Consider the following 23,992-nt stretch of genomic DNA (forward strand, 5'->3'; position numbering starts at 1 on the left):
CGGGATGACGTAGATCACCTTCCCATTCTTCAGCCGATCACGGCTGCAGGTCTTCCATCGTTGCGAGACAAGGGCTGTCCATGACTTTTGACATCTACTCGCTGTTGTCCTCGGCCGGCGGCGGTTTCTTCGGAGCCGCGATCGGCGGACTGCACTCCTTCGCCTTCACCGGCCTGATGGTGCTGGCCGGGATACTGGCACTGATCGCCGATCCACACTCGACCTTCTTGTCCGACATAGCTTTCGGACCGGCGTTCGGGCCACATATCGCGTTCGCCGGCGGCGTTGCCTCGGCTGCCTACGCTGCCCGCAAGGCCGAGCTGGCAGGTAAGGACATCGTCACGCCACTGGCCAAGTTCGCCAAACCCGACGTCCTGCTGGTAGGCGCCGCATTCGGTGTGCTCGGGTACCTGTTGCAGAAGGCCATCGCGCAGATCCCGTGGTTCGGCTCGCACACGGACTCCGTCGCGCTGACCGTGATCATCTCTGCGCTGCTGGTGCGAATCATCTTCGGGCACTGCAGGGTTGTCGCCAAGAACGGCTCGGGCGCCTCCGGGTGGGCTGCCTATTCGCCGGTCGACGGTGGCCGCTGGATCGAGGGGCAGGAACGCTTCGTGCCCAACACCGTGCTCGGGGCGTTCGTGGGCCTGCTTGCCTCCTTCATCTCGATCAGCCTCGTGCAGGCATTCCCGCAGCTGGCCGGGGTCGGCCAGGTCTTCATGTTTGGGATCTCGGCGATATCGCTGCTGCTGCTCTCGATGGGGCACGCGATCCCCGTAACCCACCACATCACCTTGGTCGCCGGTCTGGCCGCTCTGACGTTCCTGCCGCTGGTCGGGCACACCTGGCTGGCACTGCTCATCGGTGCGGCCGGAGGCGTCCTGTCGGCCTGGTTCGCCGAGTTCTTCTCCCGGCTGTGGCTGGCCCACGGCGACACCCATATCGATCCACCGGCGGCGGCCGTCTGGCCGGCGACCACCATCGTGCTCGCCATCGCGGCATTCGTGAGTTGAAACAACCGATATGAAATGAGGAGTCACCGCAGATGACCTGGACCATCGAAGAGCTCGCCGGGGTGCGCGCTGTCGCGCTCGACGTGGACGGCACCATCGCCGGCGGTGATCACCAGGTCAGCGAACGGACGCGCCGCGCCATCCAGTCGTTGGCGGCCGAAGGCGTGCCTGCGGTGCTGCTCACCGGTCGCTCGCGGGCCAACACGCTGTCGCTGGCCCGCGAAATCGGCATCACCAACCAGGTCGCCAGCTGTAACGGTGCGGTGGTCTTCGATCCGGTGACCGACGAGAACACCCGAGTGGTGGGGATGGCGCCAGCCGAGATTGAGGCCATCGCGTCCCTGCACGACGATCTGAACCTCGACCTCACCTGGTGGACGGCCGACGAGATCCTAGTCGACCACGACGGTGCGATGCGCAGGCAATTGATTGCGCTGAACGAATCAGAGGTACTGGTCGAGGATTTCGCCGACCAGAATCCGGATTCCATCGTCAAAATGATGCTGCACGGCAGCCCAGAAGCGCTCGACGCCGCGACCGACGAGATCCTGGCCAGGGCGCCTCGGGGAACCCGGTCGATGGATGTGTTCTTCGAGTTCGTGGACACGAATGCCACCAAATGGTCTGCCCTGCAATATATTCTCGCGCCGCTCGGTATCGAGCCCGGTGATGTGATGGGTATCGGCGACGGCGGCAACGACGTGGTGTTCCTGAGTAATATCGGCCATGCCATCGCGATGGGCAATGCCCGGCAGGAGGTCGTCGACGCGGCCCGGCATCAGATCGGACATCATGCGCACGACGGTGCCGCCGAGATCATCGAGCTGGCACAGCGGCTGATCGTCGCCGGCCGGGCCTAGCGGCCTCCGGTGACGCGTCGAAACATCCTCGAACCCAGCAGTTTCCCCGTCGCTCGACTCGCCCTGGAAGGGAACACACCATGCCCGCAGCCTCGTCACTGCGAATGTTCGAACTCATCGAGAACGTCGGTGATGAGTATCTGGTCGCCACCTATGCGATGACGCTGCCCGCCGATACCGATGTGCTGGCCCGAGCCGCAGCCTTCGCGGTGGGCCAAACCATCGGCACCTGGCTTGAAGTGCCTGGCATCACCGAGTCGATGCGGGCTCACCACGAGGCCAGAGTGCTCAGCGTGCTGAGTGTGCCTGCGCTGGACACCGACGGGCCGGGACGTCCGGAGAGCTTCGGCTACCTGGTGCGGTTGGCCTTGCCGACCGTCAATTTCGGTGCCTCTATTCCGATGCTGCTCACCACTGTGCTCGGCAACGACGCCTCCACCTCGGTGGAGGCCAAGCTGGTGGATCTCGAACTGCCCGCGACACTGACCGCACAGTTCGCCGGCCCGAAGTTCGGGGTGGCAGGTCTACGGGAACTGACCGGCGTGACCGATAGGCCGTTGCTGCTCAACATGATCAAGCCGTGCGCCGGCCTGACACCCGAGGCGGCCGCCGATATCTTCGCCCAGACCGCTCTCGGCGGGATCGACATGATCAAAGACGACGAGCTGATCGCCAATCCCGCGTACTCGCCGGTGGTGGATCGGGTCAAACTCTTCACCGAGGCGGCCCGGGTGGCGGCCGACACGACCGGTGTGGAGACCGTCTACATACCGAATGTCACCGACCGTCCTGACCGGATGCTGGCCACCGCGGCCCGTGTTGTCGATGCCGGCGCCCGCGCGCTGATGGTCACCTACGCCACCGTGGGTTACGGCGGGCTGGAGGCCCTGGCTGAGGCGGTGGATGTCCCGGTGCTGGCCCATTTCGCCGGTGCCGCACCGTTTTTCGAGGGACCGAATACGGGGATGAGTGCGCCGCTGGCGATGGGGTTGCTGCCCAGGCTGGCCGGCGCCGACCTGGCGCTGGTGATCAGCCCGTACGGCGGCTATCCGTTACGCGGTCTGCAGTACGTGCGCACCGCCCATCAGTTGCTCTTGCCCCGGCCGGGATTGCTGCCGACGATGCCGGTGATCGGCGGGGGACTGCATCCGGGCACCGTGGACCGTTACATCAGCGAACTGGGTACCGACATCGTGTTGGGTGTCGGGGGTGCCATCCAGGGGCATCCCGGCGGGCCGGCGGCCGGGGTTCGGGCGATGCGCCAGGCGATCGACGCCCGGTTGTCCGGGGTGGGCGCGGCCGAGGCGGCCACGCAGCATCTCGAACTGCGTCAGGCGCTGGACGCCTGGGGCAGCATCTAGCGGAGACCTCGCGCGGAGCTCAGTTCTGCTGAGCTCCGCGCACTTCGTCCACGGTGGCCAGGAATCCGTGCGGATCCACCCCGGCCCGGCCCAGAAACACCCCATCGGGAATACCGGCGAGCTGACCGGCCGTATGGCCGTGTCCGGCGATCGCGGCATAGGTGCCCGGTCCGGCGCTGCCGCCGTAGAGCACCCGGGACTCACCCGGCCGCGCTGCCAGAATCTCCCGCACGCGGGCCACCACCTCGACGATGTGCGCCGGCGGCGCTGGCTCGGCGGCGCCGATGGCCCAGGTCGGTTCGTAGGCCACCACGACCGGGGCCTCCGGGCTGAGATCGGCGAAGGCACTGTCGATCTGAGGTTTGATGATCTCCTCCGGATCGGCGCCACGGGTCGGCTCGCCCACGATGAGGATGGGAACCAGGCCGGCCGATGACGCAGCGGCGGCCTTGGCGGCGAAATCGGCAGGTTCCTCGCCGAAGTACCGCACCCGCTCTGGATGGCCGATCATGGCGAATCGTGCGCCGAGGCCGCCCAGCAGTTCGGCGTTCACCTCGCCGGTATACGCGCCCGCCGGATACCGGGAGACGTCCTGGGTGCCGACCAGCGCGCCGGTCGGACCCAGCGCGCGAATGGCGTCGGTGAGCAGTGGATAGGGAGCGCACAGGAATACGCCGTGTCCGCCGTCGGTGCGGGCTTCCAGCCCGGCTCGGACGACGTTGAGCCATTGCGCGGCCGTCTTCGCATTCAGATAGCTCTTGGGGCTGGCGCCGGTGAGAACCTTGGGCAGCATTGTGGGCTCCTCTTCATCGGGGTCGGTGGATGTTATCAAGTTTGGTATGTAGTTGTGTAACGCTGTATATACATCTGTAGTGTGCTGTACCACACCGTCTTGACCGTCTGAGCCGTGAATGGAGATAACTCGATGGCTGACTTCACCCGTGCGGACTCACCCCGACTGACATCGGTGCCGTACGACCTGGCGATCATCGGAGCGGGGATCAACGGAGCGGCCATCGCCCGCGATGCCGCCCAGCGCGGGCTTCGGGTGGCTCTGCTGGAGCGGGGGGACTTCGGCGAGGGCACCTCGGCGTGGAACAGCCGGCTCATCCACGGCGGGTTGCGCTATCTCGAGCACGGTGAGATCCCGCTGGTCTACGAATCCCTGCACGACCGTGAGTGCCTGTTGCGGATCGCCCCGCACCTGGTCGCTCCGCTGCCCTTCGTCGTCCCGCTGTATGCCCACAACCACAAGCCGGGCTGGATGTTCCGGATCGGCATGGTCCTCTATGACGTGCTGTCGCTGAAGAAGTCGGTGCCACGGCACCGGGCGATGAACCGTAAGGCCATCGCCGCCGAACTGCCCGGCCTCGATCCCGCGGGGTTGTCCGGCGCCCTGCGCTACTACGACGGGCAAGTCGTCTACCCGGAACGTCTGGTCCTGGAGACCGTGCTCTCGGCCCACGCGATGGGTGCCGACGTGGCCAACTACACCGCAGTGCTCGACGTGACCACCGATGCCGACGGCGTGACCGGGGTGTCCGTCCGGGATGCGGACGGCCGCGAATTCCACATCGCCGCACGCTGCGTCGTCAACGCCGCCGGGCCGTGGGTCGACGAACTGGCCGGTCGCAACGGGATCGAACGTCAGATCGGCGGCACCACCGGCACCCACCTGCTGGTCGATCCGTTCCCGGGCGCGCCCGAGGCCTGCATCTACTTCGAGAGCCGCGCCGACAACCGGCCGATCCTGGTCATCCCGTGGAACGGGCGCTATCTGATCGGCACCACCGACGACAGGTTCGACGGCGACCCCGGCTTGGTACGCGGTACCGACGAGGAGATCGCCTACCTGATCAGCGAGACCAACCTGCTCATCCCGGAGGCTGACCTGACCGTCGACGACGTGCTGCTCACTTACACCGGCGTGCGGCCGCTGCCGTACCGGCCGGGCGTCACCGCCGGTGCGATCCCGCGCAGTCATCTCATCGTCGAACACGAGACGGTGCCCCGTCTCATCACGATTGTGGGCGGCAAACTGACCCCGCACCTGAGCCTGGGCAAGCAGACCGTCGACAAGGTTGCCGACCTGCTCGGCGAGGATCTGCCGAAATCCCGCACCGCACGTCAGCAGTTGCCCGGCGCACACGCCCACAACTGGCTCGGCCGGGTGCAGGCCGGCACCACGCTCAAAGCCGGCCTGCCATGGGCCCCGGAGATCGCCGACCGACTGCTCGCCGTGTACGGCGCCCGGGTCCGTCGGGTGCGTCAGCGCTATGAGCAGGACGCCGCCAACCGCGCTGTGTTCGGCACCGGGCGCGGTGCCGTCACCGCCGCCGAGGTGGTGGTCGCGGTGCGCGATGAGGGCGCCCGGACGTTGACCGACATTCTCCATCGCCGCGCCATGGTCGGACTGGAGCCGGCACTGGGCCTCGATGTCGCCGAAGAGGTGGCTGCGTTCGCCGCCGGCTTGCTGGGCTGGGACGACACCCGGGTGCGGGCCGAGATCGACCAATTGCGCGAGTACGTGACCCGGTTGCAGGGTGGGGTGCGCCGCGCCCCACGCCCGGCGCCGGTGGCCTGAGAGGAATGCTGATGTCTGATCTGCCGCACTACGACGTGGTGATCGTGGGCGCTGGCCCGGGCGGTTATGTCGCCGCCGTCCGTTGTGCCCAGCTCGGTCTGCGGACCGCAATCGTGGAAGAGAAGTACTGGGGCGGGGTGTGCCTGAACGTCGGCTGCATACCGTCAAAGGCGTTACTGAAGAACGCTGAGCTGGCCCACACCGTGCTGCGCCGAGCGGCTCAGTTCGGTATCTCCGGGGACGCGCGCTTCGACTATGGGGTGGCCTGGGACCGCAGCCGTGATGTCGCGGCGGGTCGCGTCAAGGGCATCCATTATTTGATGAAGAAGAACGGTGTCACCGAATACAACGGTCGCGGCCATTTCACCGACGCGAACACCCTGAGTATCGACACGGGTTCCGGGGCCGGGGCTCAGCGGATCACCTTCGATCACGCCATCATCGCCACCGGCGCGACGGTGCGGATGCTGCCCGGGGTCACCCTCAGCGTCAACGTGGTGAGCTATGAGGAGCAGATCCTCAGCCGGGAGTTGCCGTCGTCCATCGTGATCGTCGGCGCCGGCGCGATCGGCGTCGAGTTTGCCTACGTGCTGAAGAACTACGGCGTCGAGGTGACGCTGGTCGAGTACCTGGACCGGATCCTGCCCAATGAGGATGCCGACGTCTCCCGCGAACTGGCCAAGCAGTACCGGGAGCTGGGAGTGAACATCCTGACCTCGGTCGCGGTGGATACCGTCGTCGACGACGGCACCTCGGTGACGGTGGCCTATACCGAGCGCGACGGCGCCACCGGCACACTGACCGCCGACAAGGTGCTGATGTCGGTGGGGTTCGCGCCGCGGATCGACGGGTTCGGACTGGAGAACACCGGCGTGACGCTGACCGATCGCGGCGCCGTCGGCGTCGACGCCGAGCTCCGCACGTCCGTCGAACACATCTTCGCCATCGGTGATGTGACGGCGAAGCTGCAACTGGCCCATGTCGCCGAAGCGCAGGGCATCGTCGCTGCCGAGACCATCGCCAAGGCCGACCCCAAGCCGATAGGCGACTACCGGATGATGCCGCGGGCCACCTTCTGCGCGCCGCAGGTGGCCAGCTTCGGCCTGACCGAGGAGCAGGCGCGCGCCGAGCGGGCCGACGTCGTGGTGTCGACTTTCCCGTTCTCGGCCAACGGCAAGGCCCACGGGCTGGGCGAACCGATCGGCTTCGTGAAGCTCATCGCCGATGCTGAGTATCTGGAACTGCTGGGCGCACACCTGATCGGCCCCGATGTGGCCGAGCTGCTGCCGGAGCTCACGCTGGCGCAGCGCTGGGAGCTCACCGCCCACGAATTGGCAGCCAACGTGCACGCCCATCCCACCCTGTCCGAGGCTCTCCAGGAGACCTTCCACGGGCTGGTCGGGCACATGATCAACTTCTGATAACGGTTCTGAGCTGTAGAAGTACGGTATTGATCAGGCAGCCAATACCGTTGCCACAAGGCACGGCATGCCGAAGCGGCTGCATTCCGCATCGGTGAAGGCGTGGCCCCGAATGCAGTAGCGGATTGTGCTCAACCGGTGAGCCGGTAGCGCCGCTCTGGACGCCCGACGCCGTACTGCAGGCGGATTTCCAGCGCGCCGGTGCTCAAGTAGTGCTCCAGGTAGCGACGGGCACTGACCCGCGAAATCCCCACGCGTTCAGCACATTCCGCGGCCGACACTTCGCCTGCGGTGTGTACGGCATCGAGCACCAGCCGTCCGGTTTCCGCGCCCAACCCCTTGGGCAGCACCACCTCGGCCACCTCGGCGGCCGGGGCGCCGAACAGCGCATCCACCAGCGTCTGGTCCGCGCCGCCGTCGGAGCGCAGCGCTGCCGCTCTGGCCGCGAACGCGTCCAGTTTGGCGCTCAGCTGGCCGAATTCGAACGGTTTGATCAGGTAGTCGGCTGCGCCGCCATCGAGTGCGGCACTGACCGTATCGAGCTCGCGGGCGGCGGTGATCATGATGACACCCACCCGGTCGCCCTCGGATCGCAAGCGCCGCAACACCTCCAGGCCGGTCATATCCGGCAGATAGACGTCGAGCAGGAGTAGGTCCGGTTTCAGTTCGCGGGCGGCGGTCAGTGCCTCGGCTCCGGTGCGGGCCACCCCGACGGGCCGAAAGCCCTCGACCCGTTCGACGAACCGGCGGTGGATGTCGGCGACCATGAAATCGTCGTCGACGATCAGGACGTCACGCATGCTCTGGCAATCTCACGACGAACTCGGCGCCGCCCGTCGCGGCGTCGTGGATGTCGACCCGGCCGCCGTGCTGGGCGGTCACCAGCCGGACGAGTGCCAGCCCGATGCCGCGGCCGCCGGGAACCTCGGGCTTGGAGGTGACGCCCCGGGCGAAGATGGACTCCCGGAGGTGTTCTGGCACACCGGGTCCGGAATCGGCGACGGTGATCGTCAAACTTTCGCCATCGTCGATGGTGACGGTGATCCTGGCCCGTTCGGTGCCTTCGGAGACGTCCACCGCGTTGTCGATCAGGTTGCCCAACAGGGTGATCACATCGGTGGCCAGGGCCGGCTCGAGTGCGCTCAGGTGCGAGTCCGGGTCGATCACCAGCGCCACCCCGCTCTCGGCGGCCAACGTGGTTTTCGCGATCAGCAGCGCTGCCACTGCCGGATCGGAAATATGCTGTGTCACAGCATCACTGATCTCGGCCCTGCGCCGGGTCAGGGTGCCGACCAGATCCCGTACCGCGTCGAATTCGCCCAGTTGCACCAGCCCGGAGATGGTGTGCAGCTGGTTGGCGAATTCGTGGGTCTGCGCCCGCAGGGTGTCGGTCACGCTCTTGTGCGACGACAGCTGTCCCTGCATCGACGCCAGTTCGGTACTGTCCCGCATCGTCGTGACGGTACCGATCAGCTGGCCGTCGCTGGTGGCGGCCCGCCGGTTGAGGGCGAGCACCCTGGTCCTGGTGGCGATCACCACATCGCGGTCATCCTCACCGGTGCGCAGAAACTCCATCACCGAGGGATCCATTCCCACCGTGTCGATACGACGTCCCACCGCGGCGTCGGTCAGACCGAGCAGCTCCTGGGCGCTGTCATTGAGAACGGTGATCTCCTCTTCGTTGTTCACCGCGACCACCCCTTCACGAATGCTGTGCAACAACGCTTCCCGATGGTCGGCCAGGCTGGCTATTTCCGCGATCTCCAGGCCCCGGGTGTGGCGTTTGATCCGTCGCGACAACAGCCACGAAGCCAACAGGCCCAACGCGGCGCCCAGTCCGAGGTAGAACAGCAAGCGTTCACCGGCGCCCGAAAGTAGTTGCCAGATCGAGGGATATCCTTCGCTCACCGACGCGATGGCCAGTACGTCGCCGTTGATGCCGAGGATCGGGACCTGGCCCACCAGGCTGTGCGTCCTGTCCACATCGAGGTCGCCGGACCATGCGCGGCCGTCGACCGCCTGGCTGTCACCGAGGCCGAAGGGCTGGCCGACCCGGGCCGGTTGCGATGACACCCGGATGACCCCTTGCGGATCGAGGATCTCAGCCAGCCCGGCGCCCGACAAGGCGACGGCCCGATCCACCTCCGGTGCCAGCACCTGGCCCGCGAAGGGATCGGCGTACCGCTCCCGGACGATCGGGGTCGACGCCATGTTCTCGGCGACCGCAATCATCCGCTGACCGCGGACATCGCGGAATTCGTTGGTGGACTGCGCCACTGACACCGCGCCGACTGCCAGCAGCACGACCGCGACGACCACGATCTGGAACGCCAGGAACTGTCCCGCCAGGCTGGCGCTTTTCCGTGCCGATTTACCCGAACGCTTCCATGAACTCAATGACCAATACTTCCTTTTAGTACGAAAGGGTGACTCACATCACTTCTGGGAACAGTATTGCTGTGCATCACTGTGCACTGGATATCGACTCGAGGGGTGAACGAAGTGTCGAGACGGAGACGATTCGGCGCGGCGGCGGCAATCATGCTGTTGGTCGCCCTACTTTCCGGCTGCGGGGTGACCCGCGGTGACGACCCGTCCGGGATGCACCGCCTGCGCATGATGGTTCCGAACAGTCCCGGCGGTGGCTACGACCTGACCGCACGGACCGCGGTGAAGATCATGGAAGACGAGAACATCACCAGGCGCGTCGAGGTCTTCAACGTCATCGGCGCCGGTGGCACCGTCGCGATGGCCCGGCTGATGAACGAAAGGGGCAACGGCGACCTGATGATGATGATGGGCCTCGGGGTGGTCGGAGCCGTCTTCACCAACGGGTCTTCCGCGCGTGCCTCGGATGCGACCGCGCTGGCGAAGGTGGTCGAGGAGCAGGAAGGGATCCTGGTCCCGGCGGATTCGCCTTATCGGACGATCAGCGATTTCGTCGCGGCCTGGAAGGCTGATCCCGCCAAGGTCACCATCGGCGGTGGATCGTCACCCGGTGGACCCGACCATCTCTTCCCGATGGAGACCGCGAAAGCCGCGGGCGTCGACCCCAAGAAGGTCAACTTCATCTCCTACGACGGTGGCGGCGATCTGCTGACCGCGCTGCTGGGCAAGAAGATCTCCGCGGGTGCAACCGGTCTTGGTGAGTACGTCGACCAGATCGAAGCCGGCCAGGTCCGGGTCCTGGCCGTCTCCGGCAAAGAGCGCGCCGAAGGCATCGACGCACCCACTCTGACCGAGTCCGGCATCGACCTGACCTTCACCAACTGGCGCGGCGTGCTCGCGCCCCCGGGGATCTCCGACGAGGCGCGCCAAGCGCTGGTCAAAACACTCGAAGAGTTACACGCCACCGACGCCTGGAAGGAGGCCCTGGTGAAGAACGGTTGGACAGATGCGTTCATGACGGGACCGCAGTTCGAACAGTTCCTGACCGATCAGGACAACCGGGTCTCGTCCACCCTGACCGAACTGGGTCTGCTGTGAGCGCCCCGGCGGAGGAAGCGCAGAGCCCCGAAGCCGCGGCCCAACCCATTGCGATCGACAAGGCGCAGTACCTGGTGGTGGCCGTACTGGTCCTGGTGGGCGCGTTCCTGGTCTACAACGCGGTGACCCTCCCGGGCGGCTACGCCAAGGTGGATCCCGTTGGGCCCGCACTCTTTCCTGCTGCCATCGGAGTCCTGCTCCTGGTGACCGCGGCGATTCTGGCGATCGCCATCCCGCGGGGCTCCAAGGGGGAGGCGGACGCGGGGGAGGACATCGACCCTGAGTCGCCGGGAGACTGGAAAACTGTCGCCTTGCTGGTCGGACTGTTCGTCGCGACGATCCTGCTGGTGAACTTCCTCGGCTGGGCCATCATGGGCGCGCTGCTGTTCGCCGGTGCCGCAACGGTTCTCGGTAGCAAGCGGTACATCCGCAACATCCTCATCGGCGCGGTGCTGTCGGTGGGTAGCTTCTACGCGTTCTACTCCGGGCTCGGAATCCCGCTGCCCGCAGGCATTCTGGACGGGATTCTCTGATATGGACAACCTGAACTGGCTGCTGCAGGGTTTCGAACAGGCCGCGACCCCGACGAACCTGCTCTATGCCGTCATCGGAGTGCTGCTCGGCACCGCAGTCGGTGTGCTCCCCGGTATCGGGCCCGCGATGACCGTCGCCTTGCTCTTGCCCCTGACCTACAGCCTGCCCCCCAGCGCCGCGTTCATCATGTTCGCGGGGATCTTCTACGGCGGTATGTACGGCGGCTCGACCACCTCGATTCTGCTGAACACCCCGGGAGAGTCATCCTCGGTGATCACCGCGATCGAGGGCAATAAAATGGCCAAGGCCGGCCGCGCCGCGCAAGCGCTGGCGACGGCGGCCATCGGCTCCTTCGTCGCCGGGTCCATCGGCACCGCGCTGCTGGTGCTGTTCGCGCCCGCGGTCTCGCGGTTCGCGGTCACGCTCGGTGCTCCCTCGTACCTCGCCATCATGCTGTTCGCGCTGGTCGCCGTCACCGCGGTGTTGGGCTCGTCGAAACTGCGCGGCTGCATCTCGCTACTGCTCGGGCTGGCGATCGGTCTGGTCGGCATCGACTTCCTCACCGGCCAGGCCAGGGCCACCTTCGGCATCCCGCAGCTCGCCGACGGCATCGACATCGTCGTCATCGCGGTGGCGATCTTCGCCGTCGGCGAGGCGCTGTGGGTGGCCGCGCATCTGCGTCAGCGCCCAGCCGAGGTGATCCCGGTGGGGCGGCCCTGGATGGGCCGTGACGACTGGAAGCGGTCGTGGAAGCCGTGGCTGCGGGGTACCGCGTTGGGATTTCCGTTCGGCGCGCTACCTGCCGGTGGCGCGGAGCTGCCGACGTTCCTGTCGTACATCACCGAGAAGAAGCTGTCGGCGCATCCCGAGGAGTTCGGCAAAGGCGCGATCGAGGGAGTCGCCGGCCCGGAAGCGGCCAACAATGCCTCGGCCGCAGGCACTTTGGTGCCGATGCTCTCGCTGGGTTTGCCCACCAACGCGACCGCCGCGGTGATGCTCACCGCCTTCGTGTCCTACGGCATCCAGCCCGGCCCGACGCTGTTCTCCAAAGAGCCGCTGCTGATCTGGACGTTGATCGCCAGCCTCTTCATCGGCAATCTGCTGTTGTTGATCCTGAACCTGCCGTTGGCGCCGTTGTGGGCCAAACTGCTGCGCACTCCGCGGCCCTACCTGTACGCCGGCATCCTGTTCTTCGCGACGCTCGGTGCGTTCGCGGTGAACGTGCAGCCGCTGGACCTGGCGCTACTGCTGATCTTCGGCCTGCTGGGTCTGATGATGCGACGGTTCGGCCTACCGGTTCTGCCGTTGATCATCGGGGTGATCCTCGGACCGCGAATCGAGCGCCAGTTGCGTCAAAGCCTGCAACTCGGCGCCGGGGAGTGGAACAGTCTGTTCACGGAGCCGGTCGCGATCATCACCTATGTCCTGATGGCGTTGCTCCTGTTGGCTCCGCTGGTGCTGCGGTTGATGCATCGCAGTGAGGAGACCTTGTTGGTGGTCGAGGACGATAGGGATCAGAGAGAGAAGGCCGGCAAGGTGGGGCACTCATGATCGTCATCGGATATACCACCGACATCTACGGACGGGCGGCGCTCGAGGCCGGGATCGCCGAGGCGAAGTTGCGGCAGACCTCGCTGCTGGTGTTCAACTCCACACAGGGCGACTCGTATGTGGACGCGGCGTTCGCGCACAAAACCGAGGTGCACGATCTCGAGGACGTCCTCACAGCGTGCGGGGTGCCGTTCGAGATCGAGCAGCCGGTCGGTGTCTACGCCGCCGATGCGCTGCTGACGGTGATGGATCGCCCGGACGCCGAGCTGCTGGTGATCGGGATCCGGCACCGCAATCCGGTCGGGAAACTGCTCCTGGGCAGTGCGTCCCAGCGGCTGTTGCTGGAATGCGCTAAACCCGTCCTGGCAGTTAAGCCTGCTGAATAACCCGGGCGTGCGGTCCGCGCCCTCTACATTGGATTGGGTGCCCACAGAACACGAACACATCCCGCCGCAGGTTTTCGTTCTCTTCGGAGCCACTGGCGACCTCGCCAAGCGCAAGCTGTTTCCTGGTCTCTACCACCTGGCCGCCGCGGGCCGGCTGCCGCAGGAGTACTTCATCATCGGCTCGGGCCGTCACTCCCCGGGTACCGATGACGAATTCCGCGACCGTGTGCGCGGTGAGCTGGGCGAGTTCGTCAAGGATCTGGACGAGAAGGTCGCCGATGAGCTGCTGAGCCGGTTGTCGTTCCAGACCTCCACCGACGACGACGGGGCCGAGCTGGCTGCGGCGGTGCGTGCCGCGCGCGGGCGTCTCGGCGACGACTCCCGCACGTTGGTCTACCTCTCGGTGCCGCCCGCCGCCACGAAGGCGATGTTCGCCATGCTGGGCAAGGAAGGGATCGCCGAAGGCGCCCGGATCGTGCACGAGAAGCCGTTCGGCACCGATCTGGAGAGTTCCCGGGAACTCGATGCCGCGGTCAAAGCGGTGGTCAGTGAAGATCAGGTGTATCGGATCGACCACTTCCTGGGTAAGGAGGCGGTGCAGAACATCCTCGCGCTGCGGTTCGCCAACGGCCTGATCGAACCGGCGTGGAACCGGTCGAACGTGGTGTCGATACAGATCGACGTGCCCGAGGACCTGACCGTCGAGGGCCGTGGCGCCTTCTACGAGGAGACCGGCTGTTTCCGTGACATGATCTCGACACACCTGATCCAGGTGCTCGGATTCGTTGCGATGGAACCGCCGGAGCGCTTCGACGCGACAGCGCTGCGTAACGAGAAGCACAAGGTCTTCGCGGCGATGAAACCGCTGGATCCCGCGCGGGTGGTGTTCGGGCAGTACGACGGTTACCTCGACGTCGACGGTGTCGCCAAGGGCTCGAAGGTGGAAACCCTGGTCGCGCTGGAGGCTTTCGTCGACACCGACCGCTGGCAGGGCGTTCCGTTCTACCTGCGCACCGGCAAGGCGATGGGCGATAACCGTAAGACGGTGACGCTGACGTTCCGCACCCCGCCGTCGGGGCGATTCGGCGACAACTCCTACGGCCCTGACCATTTGAATATGGAACTGGACGACTCACCGACCGCGGCGATCCACCTGAACGTCAAGCGGCCGGGACCGGATATGGCGTTGACGTGTGCCACCTTTGCGCTCGATCTCGCGCTGGAGGACCCCGACGACGTCCCCCTGGAGGCCTACGAGCGGCTGCTGCTTGACGTCATGCGCGGCGATCAGACCTTGTTCACCCGCTCCGACGAGGTGGACCGGGTGTGGGAGGTCTGCCAGCCCGTCCTCGATAATCCGCCTGCGGTGCAACCGTACGAGCCAGGGTCCTGGGGGCCGGAGGCGGCGCTGACGCTGCCAGGGCCGGACGGGTGGCGGCTGCCCGATGCCTGATGGGCCGGCTTCTGCTTTTCCAGCAATAGCCGACCACGGTCTCATCGGTGATCTGCGGACATGCGCGCTTGTCGGCACCGACGGCACCATCGACTGGTTCTGCGCGCCCCGGTTCGATTCACCGAGCGTTTTCGGCGCCATCCTGGACCGGAAGCGTGGTGGCTGTTGGAGTCTGGTGCCTGTCGGGGAGATCACCCGCACCCAGCAGTTCTACTTTCCGAACTCGACCGTGCTGGCAGCGGCTGGTCCGACGGATCAACGGGGTGCGCGGTAAAGCCCTGGTAAGCATGCGAATCGATGCCAGGCCGGATTATGAGCGGGTGCACTGCACGGCGGAACGGACCGACGGTGGAGTGTTGCTCAGCGGTGACGGGGATGCCGCCCTGTTCGTGCTGGAGGTGTTCGGTTCAGAAAATACCGCTGCGGACACGCCGTCGCGCGGGGCTTCGGACAACACCGATGCGTTGCTCGATGCCACCACCGCCTTTTGGCGAAGGTGGTTTGGCCGCACCGACCACCAGCCTGCCCGAATATATTGGCGGGAGCCGTAATTCGGATTACCGGAGCCCGAGGCGTTCACTCAAACCGAGGACGGGGGATTCTCTGGACGCCGGTGTGCTGCTGATGCCGATCGTGAAGTTCCTCTCGCCCGCCGATCCCAGGTTTCTGTCGACGCTGCGTGCGATCGAACCACATTGGTCACCGACAGCCTGGTGTTCCGCTTCGAGCCGGAGTCCGACGGTCTCGACGGCGAGGAGGGCACGTTCTCGATCTGCTCGTTCTGGTTTGTTGAAGCGCTGGCGCGGGCCGGCCGGCTCGACGATGCGCAGCTGGCGCTGGAGAAGATGTTCTCCTACGCCAACCACGTCGGCCTCTACGCCGAACAGGTCAGCGCCACCGGTGATCTGGTGGGCAACTTCCCGCAGGCGTTCACGCATCTGGCGTTGATCAGCGCGGCCATCAATCTGGACCGCGCGCTGGATAGCTGACCTCGTCCGGCCTTTCCTGGATCGCAGTGGGGAGTGAGTTCACTTGTGTCACTTTAGTTTCAGGTGAGATTCTTGTCGGTGGGGCGGGCTAGTTTCGGGGTGTGAGTTCTGGTCGGGAGGCAGTGCTGGAGGCGCTGGCGGGGGTGGAGGGTGCGGTTTCAGGTGAGATTCTTGTCGGTGGGGCGGGCTAGTTTCGGGGTGTGAGTTCTGGTCGGGAGGCAGTGCTGGAGGCGCTGGCGGGGGTGGAGGGTGCGGTGGAGGTGTTGGCTGGGGTGTCGTGGGACGGGTTGGCTGGTCCTGAGGTGGTGCGGGTGTTGGTGCGGTTGGAGGCGCTGTCGCGGCGTCAGCCGGTGGTCGTGCACCGCTTGATCGGGACGTTGGTGCGCGACGGGTCGGCGAAAGAGCTGGGCACCAAGAATTTCACCGATGTACTGTCGACCGCTTTGCGGATCAGTGGCAAGGACGCTAAGCGGCGGCTCAGGGACGCCGAAGAACTCGGCGAACGCACATCGTTGACTGGTGAGCTGTTGGCGCCGCGGATGCCGCACGTCGCGGGCAAGGACGCTAAGCGGCGGCTCAGGGACGCCGAAGAACTCGGCGAACGCACATCGTTGACTGGTGAGCTGTTGGCGCCGCGGATGCCGCACGTCGCGGCCGGCAAGCTGCCGGGGTTATCGGTGGCGAGCATAGTGCGATCATTCGGGGATTCTTCACGGATCTGCCGGTGTGGGTGGATACGCCGACCCGGGAGAAAGCCGAAGCCGAGTTGGCTGGGGTGGCCGCCGAGTTCGGGCCTGAGGAGTTGCGTAAAGCAGCAGCGTTGATTGCTGCGCTGGTCAATCCGGATGGGGAGTTCTCCGATGCCGACCGGGCCCGTAAACGCGGGGTCACCATCGGCCGGCAGGGCCCGGATGCGATGTCCACCATCAGCGGGCAGATCACCCCGGGAGTTGCGGGCCACGGTGNCCTCGAAATGGGCCGCACCGGGCATGTGCAACCCGGACGACGAGTCGCCCTGTGTCAAAGGCCGACCCAGCCAGGAACAGGTTCAGACTGATCGCCGCACCCCCGGCGCAGCGCCAGCATGATGCGCTGACGGCGATGGGCCGCAACACCCTGTGCTCGGGTGAGTTGGGTAGCTACCACGGTCTGCCGGTCACCATCGTGGTGTCCACCGCCCTCACAGAACTCGAACCCGGGGCTGGACTCGCGGTCACCTCGGGTGGGACCCGGATGCCGATGACCGACGTCGTCCGGCTGGCCTCCCACGCGTTTCATTACCTGGTGATCTTCGACCAGATGGGCCGCGTACTGGACCTGGGTCGCAGCAAGCGGATCGCCTCGGCCGATCAGCGGATCGTCCTGCACGCCAAAGACCGCGGCTGCACATTCCCCGGCTGCACCGTCCCCGGGTTTCTCACCGAAGTCCACCACGCCGAATGCGACTGGGCTGATGACGGCCACACCAACATCAACGATTTGACCCTGGCCTGCGGCCCCCACAACCGCCTCGTCACACCCGGCGGCTGGCGGACCCGTAAACGCAAAGACGGCCGCACCGAATGGATCCCACCACCACAGCTGGACACCGGCCACGGCCGCATCAACAAACACCACCACCCAGAAGAGCTCCTGCGCCGGGACGATGACCCACGCGATGAGGGCGATGAGCCGGAGTAGTTCGTGGGCCGGCGTGGTGGCCGACCCTCCACCGGAGAAGACTGCTGACAAGCGTTACGTGCGCTACGTGTCCTTGCGATGAGTTCTCGCTGGATCCATAGTCTCTTGTGCATGACCAGAACCAACCTGTCGATGTCGATATCCGCGGACGGCTACGTGGCCGGCCCCGAACAGAGCGCGGACAACCCGCTCGGTATCGGCGGCGAAAAATTACATGCCTGGCACCTCGGACCGGAGAAGGACCATCCGGTGAACCGGCAGGTCGTCGGGGAGATGATGGACGGTATGGGCGCGACCATCATGGGCCGCAACATGTTCGGACCGGTCCGGGGTGATTGGCAACAGTCGTCCTGGCGAGGATGGTGGGGCGACGAGCCGCCTTATCACTGCCCGGTTTTCGTTCTCACCCACTACCGTAAAGACGCCATTGCGATGGCGGGCGGGACGACGTTCCACTTCGTCACCGAGGGCGTGGAAGCGGCATACTCCCAAGCACTGGCGGCCGCCGACGGTCGGGACATCAGCATCGCCGGTGGAGCGTCATGCGCTCGGCAGGCCATCGCCGCCGGGCTGGTCGACGAGATCGACCTTCAGGTCAGTGCTGTGCTTCTCGGCTCAGGGGAGCGGCTGTTCGACGGCTTCTCCGCCGGCGTGCCTCGGATGGAACTGGTCCGCGTGCTCGAAGCGCCCGGCGTGGCTCACTTGCGCTATCACGTACACCGATAGCACCCGAGGTGGCTAGGGTCGAACGCGTGGGACCCCAGCCTCTCTTCAACGACCTCGAGATCACCGACCGGCTCAGTATCGTCGCCGACGGCCAGACCTGGCTGACCGGCTATCTCGACGCGCTCGGCGATGACGGCTTCGACGGGCCGTCCTTGCTGCCGGACTGGAAGCGCAGACACGTCATCGCCCATATCGGCTACAACGCCAGGGGACTCGGGCGGCTGGTCGACTGGGCGACCACCGGGATCGAGACGCCGATGTACCCGTCGGCGCAGGCGCGTGCCACCGAGATCGACGAGGGGGCACAGGCTTCGCCCTGCGTCCTGCGCGAGTTCGTCGCCGCAAGCGCTGCAGAGCTGACCGCGAAGTGGCGCGTACTGCCATGGGAGGCCTGGCAGGCGACCGTCCGGGTGGTCAGCGGCGCGGAGGTGCCGGCCAGCGCCACCCTGTGGATGCGAGCCAAGGAGGTGTGGATCCACACCGTCGACCTCGGCACCGGTGCGACGTTCGCCGAGTTTCCCCGGGCCGTGCTCAACCAACTGCTGACCGACATCCCGGAAACTCCGCTAACCGGCCCGGCCGCCGGAGTGGTCCGCTGGGCGACCGGCCGGGGTGCCGATGAATTGGAGACTGCTCCCGATTTCGATCCGCCGGCCTGGATGTAGATGGCGATCGACCAGACGTCAGCTCACGATCGCGATACGGACAGTTCGTTGGCGGGCTCTGACCTGGTCCATGTCTGCGAAGTAAATTCGGCCGAACTGACCAAGCTGCAGTTCACCGTCTATCAGCGGAACGGTGACTGAGCGTCCCAACAGCACGCTGCGCAAGTGTGCATCGGTGTTAAGGCTCTCCCAGGCGTTTTCGCCCCGTTCTGTCTGGGCGATGCGGATATGTTCAGGTCCGGGGTGGAGGTACTGCCCGTCGGTGGTGCAGGTCGGGAATATCTTGCTCAGCCCGTCCATCATGTCTTGCAGGATGAACTGCTCGCCCCAATAGTTGACGTCGTCGGACTGCTCCTGGATCAGCACGCTGCAGGTGGTGTGTTGCGAGTAGACGGTCATCAGGCCGTTGTCGAAACCGGACTTACCGGCTGCGTCCTGCGCATGCAAGGTCACGTCTTCGAACGTGGGCCGGCGATCGGATTGGATCGTGAATGAATGATGAAAAGTGGTCATGGTGTGTCCTTTGGTAATTATTCGCCGAGAATCCGTACGGAGATCTGGCGATTCCGGCTACGGGTCTGGTCGAAGTCGATGAAGTAGATGTGCGCGAACTGACCGAGGTCGAGTTCTCCTGCGCTGATCGGCAGCGTCTCGCTCCTGCCGAGGAACGCCGACCGCAGATGGGCATCGGTATTGAGAGTCTCGTGCTTGTCTTCTCCGTGCAGTCTGGAGAATTCGGTGAGCTCTGGGCCGGGGTGTTTGTACTGGCCTTCGACCCGAGTGGTCGGGATGATTTTTTCGCAGACGTCCCAGAGGTCCTGCTGCAGGAATTCCAGCCCGTTGTAGGTGAGGTCGAATGACGCTTCCTGGATCATCACCGAACAGGTGGTGTGATGGGTTGAAACCAGACAGATTCCCTCTGTCACTTGTGATTCCGCGACCACATCTTTTATCTCATCGGTCAGTTGATGGAAGGAAGGGCGTCTGCCGTGGGAGGTGGTGTGCAGCGTTCTGGCGTGGATGACCATCAACGTCCTAACTTGGTTGGGGATGGGCGAAGTGCCCGTGCGTCGACGAAAGCTTCGAGCATGGTGGCTAATTGACCGATCGGATCGCCGACACCGACGATGCCGGAGGCGACACCCACTCCGTCGGCGCCGGCGGCAATGTACTGATGAACCTGGTCCGCTGTGGCTATTCCAGCGCCCTGTTCGACGAGCGTCTGTGAGGAAACCGCCTGTATTGCTTCCGTGCTCGCACGCATGAAATCCAGTCCGCCGGTTCGGCCGGAACCGATCAGGGCGCTGGGCTCGGGATTGAGGATATCCGGTCGATAGACAGCGATGGCGCGGGCATCGTCGACGGTGTCGGCACAGGCAAAGGTGAGCAGATCGAGCTCATTGGCACGATCGATCGTCTGACGTATCTGCGCCAGGGGCACGGGCCGTTCCGCGTGGTTGATGACGACGCCATGTGCACCAGCGGCTTTCAGTCCTTCAGGCAGTACATCGGCGAGTCCGCGACCAGGTCGCAGAGTGTCCATGTAGGGCGCGAGAATGATCAACCTGTCGGTGCACTCGGCGATCCGCCGGATATCGACATACGGTGTGATGAACAGGATGTCGATGTCGTACTCGGCAGCGGCACCGTCGGCCGCCCAGGCCAGTTCGACGACCGCATCACCGTAAAGATAGTTCTTTACCCCTATTTCAAAGAATGGCGTTCGGACAGCTGACTTCACTGGAACTTCCTGGTGCTCATCGTGGGCATATCGTCTTTCCAATCGAGTTCGGACACCGGTTGGCGCGGCAGTGCACGGGGCAGTGCCGAAGGTGGTCAGTCTTCATTCACTACAGGGGATTTCGCCGAACTGCGGCTGGTCGAGGAGGCGATGACCACCTCAATGCCACGCGCCGTCAGTTCAGCGACGAAATCTGGGTCGGCTCCCGCATCGGTGATCAGGGTGTCGATGTGCTTGGTGGCGCAGGCGCGCGCCAGCGCACGGTTTCCCAGCTTCGTCGAGTCCAGAACGACGGTCACTCTGTTGGCGCGCCGGGCAATCTCGGCGGCGATGGCAGCTTCTGATTCGTTATGACATGTCAGTCCTGTGACGAGATCGAGCGCGTTGCCGCCCAGGATGGCCTCGTCGATCGAGATCTCGTCGAGGATCAGCGTGGCCAGCCGCCCGATGAGCTCATAGGACTGTGATCGCACGACGCCACCGACTACGACCAGTTGGAGGGTGGCGCGCACCGTCAGTTCATTGGCGATGTTGATGGCATTGGTGACGATGGTCAGGGCAGGACTGGTGGTGGCGCCGTGGAGATCAGCCCGCATGGCGAGGTGACGTGCCACTTCGGTCGTGGTCGTTCCGCCGGTGATCGCCACCACCGAACCCATGGCCACCCGACTGCTGGCGGCTTCGGCGATCTGGACCTTCTGGGGCACATTGCGTTCTGCGTTGTAGCGCAGCGGCAGATCGTATGCGGTCGAGTTCGATACGGCGCCGCCTCTGGTGCGAGTGATCAGCTGTTGCTGCGCGAGACGATCCAGATCACGGCGGACGGTCGCCGCTGAGACACCGAGACGGACCGCGGCGTCTTCCACATCGATGAAACCGGCATCGGTGAGGATCTCGATGATCTGATTCCATCTCTCCCTGGCGTTCAACGGCTTTCCCCTTCCTCCTGGGTCTGGATGGCTGGCTCTGCTGCCGTACTCGCCAGGCCGAAAAGGTGGGCGGCGTTGTCGTGGAACACACGCTGGATCTCGGTTCGGGACAGCCCCGCTGCGGTCGCGGCCCGGCGGAACGCGTCGATCTGTTCGTAGAGGAGCAGCGTGATCGTCTCGGCCGAGTCAGTTTCACGCATGGTGGGATCGTTCGGTGCGATGTGATATTTGCCGCGTGGCACGACGTTGACGTACTGATCACCCTCGACTATTCGGTGCGCGCGCATGGTGAAGATCGGAAGATCGCTACCGAAGAGGATTCGGCTGGGGCCGACGGCGTCGATGAGCAGGCGCATCACGTCGGAGTTTGTGTTCGCGGTGATGTCGAACAGCAGATTCTGGGTCTGGGACATCGCGGCCATGCCATCGCCCACGTCATGCAGGGTGTACGCCCGCCCGATGTGCGCGATGATCACGCGGGCGTTCGGATACCGTTCGTCGATTTCACGGAGTTGGGCGAGGTTGACCGGGTCCCGTAACCGGCCTGGCCGCGGAATGTGGAGCATCGCGACCCAGCCGTTCGCATTCAGCACATCCAGGTGCGCGGGTGGCAGGAAATCGTAGATCCGGATCTCGTCCTGCGGCAGGTATGCGGGCGCAAAGTTCAGATACGGCTTGCAGCCGTGATGTCCGCCCGAACGGATCGTCGTCTCGAACTCGCCGGCTGACATCGACGGTGTGGTCAGGGCGAGGGACGGGACGCCGTAAGCCGTAGCCGACTGCGTGACGTAGTTGTTGTTGGCTGCTGCATCGATGTTCGTTTCGATACCGGGGAACACGACTGGGATAACCGACTTACCGTCGAGCACGGCGGCGTAGGTCGCTACGAGCTGTTCCACCGGATGGACCACGGCCACCGATGACGCCCAGGCCGCGGATCGACTCGGGGGAGCGGCGTCGGGTGGCAGCAGGTGGTCCGTCGTCCAGATGTGGGTGTGGCAGTCCACAATTCGCTCGGGCAGAAAGTCGTGAATCCGCTCGGCATAGAACTGCCGGTCGTAGTCGGTTAGTTCCAGGGGTGTCATCGCACCGATCCTCTTGCGTCGTCGTAGAGGTGAATCACAGTGTCGGCCAGTCGGCAGTAGTCGGTGAACATGCTCTCGTAGCTGTCGCAATCGGCGGCGGGCGTCACCAGCCGTGCCGCGGGAACGACTGTGGCACAGGCATGTTCGATGTCGGTCCACACGCGGGCGCTCGACCCAACTCCGGCCAGCATCGCGGCCCCCAGACATGCGCTGTGCGCGATGTTGAGCGCCTCGACGGGACGTCCGAGTACGTCGGCGATGATCCGAGTCCACACCGCGCTGTTGGCGGCGCCGCCGAGCAGCCTTATCCGGGAGATGGTGGGGCCGAAGCTTTCGTAGGCCTCGAGCAGTCGCCGCAGCTCGAAACACACTCCCTCCATCACGGCCCGGTAAATCTCGCCTGCGCCGTGCCGGAGCTCGAGGCCGACCATGGTGCCCTTGGCCTGGTCGTTCCACGTGGGAACGCTGGTGCCGTCGAAGTGTGGAAAGAACCGTAGGCCTTGAGAACCCGGTGCGACCTCCGCGACCAACTGCTCGACATCGGCATAGTCGTCCAGGCCGGCGCGGCCGCTGCACACGGTACGGGCCCAATCCAGACAGTTCCCTCCGTTGCGTAGCGATCCGAACTCGCCCCACACGTCCGGGGTCACGTGCGGGCCGAACCCGAAATTCTGGGCGGGATCGGGGATGGGAGTTGCGGTGATACCGAGAACAACCCAGGCGGTGCCGGTCGAGACCAGGACATCCCCCGATTCGACGACGCCTGCACCGAGCGCGGCACAGTACTGATCGTGACCGCCGGCAATGACTTCGACATCGGCGCCAAGGCCAAGAGCTGCCGCAGCGTCGGCTGTCAGTGTGCCGAGAATCGATCCGGGCCGGAGCAACTGCGGCATCCTGGCTTCTTCGATCCCGACGAAAGCCAGTATCTCGCTGTCCCAACTCCCGGCAAGTACGTTGGTGAGTTGGGTGATCCCGGCGGCGTTCATATCTGCGCAGCGCCGCCCGGTCAGGCGCAGGTTGATGAAGTCCGCGGTGCCGAGAAACGCCGATGCGCGGGTGAACAGCTCGGGCTCGTTCTCTCGCATGTCGAGCAACTGCACACAGTTGTAGGCGCCGAACACACGCCATCCTGTGCGTTGAAAGAACTCGGTGGCACCGAAGCGTTCCACGATACGGTCCACTTGAGCGGTGGCGCGTCTGTCCAGCCACGAGCGAGCCGGTGCTATCGGCACGTCATCGCTGTCGATCGCCAGCAGCGATCCGCCCTGGGCTGAGATGCTCAGTGCACGTACCCGTCCGTTGTCATTGCCGGACAGGCACATTCGCACACTCTGCACGACTGCCTGCCACCATTCGTCGGCGTCCTGTTCGACCACCAGCGCGGCAGGGCGCGATAAGGAGTAGCCGCAGTAACCTTCTCCCAGCACGTGGCCGTCGCTGCTGATCAGCATCGCCTTGGTGCCGGTTGTGCCGACATCGATGCCGAGAAGCAATGTTTCAGAATCTGTTTCGCTCATGGGTTGAC

General features: G+C 65.1%; 24 protein-coding genes and 1 pseudogene. 16 read left to right on the forward strand and 9 right to left on the reverse strand.

From position 1 onward, the window contains the following. The first annotated feature begins 80 nt into the window (after positions 1-80). From H7J73_RS03655 to H7J73_RS03665, 3 genes are all read left to right on the forward strand, one after another. Positions 81-1,013 carry a DUF7973 family transport facilitator gene (locus tag H7J73_RS03655; protein ID WP_264065870.1) on the forward strand — a complete coding sequence of 311 codons (933 nt, stop codon included), beginning with the start codon at positions 81-83 and terminating at the stop codon, positions 1,011-1,013. A gap of 32 nt (positions 1,014-1,045) precedes the next feature. Next, entirely contained in the window at positions 1,046-1,873 is an 828-nt protein-coding gene (locus H7J73_RS03660) for an HAD family hydrolase (RefSeq protein WP_264065871.1), read from the forward strand. 80 nt (positions 1,874-1,953) lie between these two features. Then, positions 1,954-3,234, forward strand: a complete 1,281-nt coding sequence (locus H7J73_RS03665) for a RuBisCO large subunit C-terminal-like domain-containing protein (protein ID WP_264065872.1) — start codon at positions 1,954-1,956, stop codon at positions 3,232-3,234. 19 nt (positions 3,235-3,253) lie between these two features. On the opposite strand, the gene H7J73_RS03670 is transcribed toward H7J73_RS03665, so the two are convergent. After that, the gene (locus H7J73_RS03670; protein WP_264065873.1) at positions 3,254-4,027 is read right to left on the reverse strand and encodes a triose-phosphate isomerase family protein; all 774 of its coding nucleotides are present in this window, start codon (positions 4,025-4,027) and stop codon (positions 3,254-3,256) included. Positions 4,028-4,159: 132 nt separating this feature from the next. Here H7J73_RS03670 and H7J73_RS03675 point away from each other — a divergent pair, with 132 nt between their 5' ends. Both H7J73_RS03675 and lpdA read left to right on the forward strand, forming a co-directional pair. Next, positions 4,160-5,818, forward strand: coding sequence for a glycerol-3-phosphate dehydrogenase/oxidase (locus tag H7J73_RS03675; RefSeq protein WP_264065874.1), 1,659 nt, complete (start codon positions 4,160-4,162; stop codon positions 5,816-5,818). An 11-nt stretch (positions 5,819-5,829) separates the two neighbouring features. Continuing rightward, complete coding sequence (gene lpdA / locus H7J73_RS03680; protein WP_264065875.1) at positions 5,830-7,239, forward strand: dihydrolipoyl dehydrogenase; 1,410 nt, start codon at positions 5,830-5,832, stop codon at positions 7,237-7,239. A gap of 131 nt (positions 7,240-7,370) precedes the next feature. Here lpdA and H7J73_RS03685 read toward each other — a convergent pair whose 3' ends face one another. Both H7J73_RS03685 and H7J73_RS03690 read right to left on the reverse strand, forming a co-directional pair. Further along, positions 7,371-8,039 carry a response regulator gene (locus H7J73_RS03685; RefSeq protein WP_264065876.1) on the reverse strand — a complete coding sequence of 223 codons (669 nt, stop codon included), beginning with the start codon at positions 8,037-8,039 and terminating at the stop codon, positions 7,371-7,373. After that, on the reverse strand, positions 8,032-9,636 hold the full coding sequence (locus H7J73_RS03690) for a sensor histidine kinase (protein ID WP_264065878.1): 1,605 nt from the start codon (positions 9,634-9,636) through the stop codon (positions 8,032-8,034). Before H7J73_RS03690 ends, H7J73_RS03685 begins: the two co-directional genes overlap by 8 nt. Before the next feature lie 144 nt (positions 9,637-9,780). Here H7J73_RS03690 and H7J73_RS03695 point away from each other — a divergent pair, with 144 nt between their 5' ends. From H7J73_RS03695 to H7J73_RS03745, 11 genes and pseudogenes are all read left to right on the forward strand, one after another. Next, a complete protein-coding gene (locus tag H7J73_RS03695) occupies positions 9,781-10,725 on the forward strand; it encodes a Bug family tripartite tricarboxylate transporter substrate binding protein (protein ID WP_264066012.1) in 945 nt (314 codons plus the stop codon). Then, positions 10,722-11,258, forward strand: a complete 537-nt coding sequence (locus H7J73_RS03700) for a tripartite tricarboxylate transporter TctB family protein (RefSeq protein ID WP_264065879.1) — start codon at positions 10,722-10,724, stop codon at positions 11,256-11,258. Before H7J73_RS03695 ends, H7J73_RS03700 begins: the two co-directional genes overlap by 4 nt. Position 11,259: 1 nt before the next feature. Next, on the forward strand, positions 11,260-12,810 hold the full coding sequence (locus H7J73_RS03705) for a tripartite tricarboxylate transporter permease (RefSeq protein WP_264065880.1): 1,551 nt from the start codon (positions 11,260-11,262) through the stop codon (positions 12,808-12,810). Continuing rightward, positions 12,807-13,196: a universal stress protein gene (locus H7J73_RS03710; RefSeq protein WP_264065881.1), complete on the forward strand. Its 390-nt coding sequence runs from the start codon at positions 12,807-12,809 to the stop codon at positions 13,194-13,196. Before H7J73_RS03705 ends, H7J73_RS03710 begins: the two co-directional genes overlap by 4 nt. Before the next feature lie 37 nt (positions 13,197-13,233). Next, positions 13,234-14,649 carry a glucose-6-phosphate dehydrogenase gene (zwf, locus tag H7J73_RS03715; protein ID WP_264065882.1) on the forward strand — a complete coding sequence of 472 codons (1,416 nt, stop codon included), beginning with the start codon at positions 13,234-13,236 and terminating at the stop codon, positions 14,647-14,649. Beyond that, entirely contained in the window at positions 14,642-14,923 is a 282-nt protein-coding gene (locus H7J73_RS03720; RefSeq protein ID WP_264065883.1) for a trehalase-like domain-containing protein, read from the forward strand. The genes zwf and H7J73_RS03720 overlap by 8 nt, the downstream gene beginning before the upstream one ends. 13 nt (positions 14,924-14,936) lie before the next feature. Further along, positions 14,937-15,200, forward strand: a complete 264-nt coding sequence (locus H7J73_RS03725) for a hypothetical protein (RefSeq protein ID WP_264065884.1) — start codon at positions 14,937-14,939, stop codon at positions 15,198-15,200. A 144-nt stretch (positions 15,201-15,344) separates the two neighbouring features. Then, the gene (locus H7J73_RS03730) at positions 15,345-15,638 is read left to right on the forward strand and encodes a glycoside hydrolase family 15 protein (RefSeq protein ID WP_264065885.1); all 294 of its coding nucleotides are present in this window, start codon (positions 15,345-15,347) and stop codon (positions 15,636-15,638) included. Between the two features lie 224 nt (positions 15,639-15,862). Beyond that, positions 15,863-17,318: pseudogene (locus H7J73_RS03735) on the forward strand (HNH endonuclease signature motif containing protein). A gap of 111 nt (positions 17,319-17,429) precedes the next feature. Next, a complete protein-coding gene (locus H7J73_RS03740; RefSeq protein ID WP_264065886.1) occupies positions 17,430-18,044 on the forward strand; it encodes a dihydrofolate reductase family protein in 615 nt (204 codons plus the stop codon). A gap of 26 nt (positions 18,045-18,070) precedes the next feature. Continuing rightward, complete coding sequence (locus H7J73_RS03745; RefSeq protein WP_264065887.1) at positions 18,071-18,709, forward strand: maleylpyruvate isomerase N-terminal domain-containing protein; 639 nt, start codon at positions 18,071-18,073, stop codon at positions 18,707-18,709. An 18-nt stretch (positions 18,710-18,727) separates the two neighbouring features. Here H7J73_RS03745 and H7J73_RS03750 read toward each other — a convergent pair whose 3' ends face one another. From H7J73_RS03750 to H7J73_RS03775, 6 genes are all read right to left on the reverse strand, one after another. Further along, positions 18,728-19,222, reverse strand: coding sequence for a secondary thiamine-phosphate synthase enzyme YjbQ (locus H7J73_RS03750; protein WP_264065888.1), 495 nt, complete (start codon positions 19,220-19,222; stop codon positions 18,728-18,730). Positions 19,223-19,239: 17 nt separating this feature from the next. Then, positions 19,240-19,737, reverse strand: a complete 498-nt coding sequence (locus H7J73_RS03755) for a secondary thiamine-phosphate synthase enzyme YjbQ (RefSeq protein WP_264065889.1) — start codon at positions 19,735-19,737, stop codon at positions 19,240-19,242. Further along, a complete protein-coding gene (locus H7J73_RS03760) occupies positions 19,737-20,450 on the reverse strand; it encodes a triose-phosphate isomerase (protein ID WP_264065890.1) in 714 nt (237 codons plus the stop codon). The genes H7J73_RS03755 and H7J73_RS03760 overlap by 1 nt, the downstream gene beginning before the upstream one ends. Before the next feature lie 95 nt (positions 20,451-20,545). Beyond that, entirely contained in the window at positions 20,546-21,379 is an 834-nt protein-coding gene (locus H7J73_RS03765; RefSeq protein WP_264065891.1) for a DeoR/GlpR family DNA-binding transcription regulator, read from the reverse strand. Beyond that, entirely contained in the window at positions 21,376-22,464 is a 1,089-nt protein-coding gene (locus tag H7J73_RS03770; protein ID WP_264065892.1) for an amidohydrolase family protein, read from the reverse strand. The genes H7J73_RS03765 and H7J73_RS03770 overlap by 4 nt, the downstream gene beginning before the upstream one ends. Continuing rightward, positions 22,461-23,984, reverse strand: a complete 1,524-nt coding sequence (locus H7J73_RS03775) for a xylulokinase (RefSeq protein ID WP_264065893.1) — start codon at positions 23,982-23,984, stop codon at positions 22,461-22,463. Before H7J73_RS03775 ends, H7J73_RS03770 begins: the two co-directional genes overlap by 4 nt. Between the last annotated feature and the right edge of the window lie 8 nt (positions 23,985-23,992).

The sequence above is a fragment of the Mycolicibacterium komossense genome (assembly GCF_025822605.1).
Lineage (GTDB): Bacteria > Actinomycetota > Actinomycetes > Mycobacteriales > Mycobacteriaceae > Mycobacterium > Mycobacterium komossense.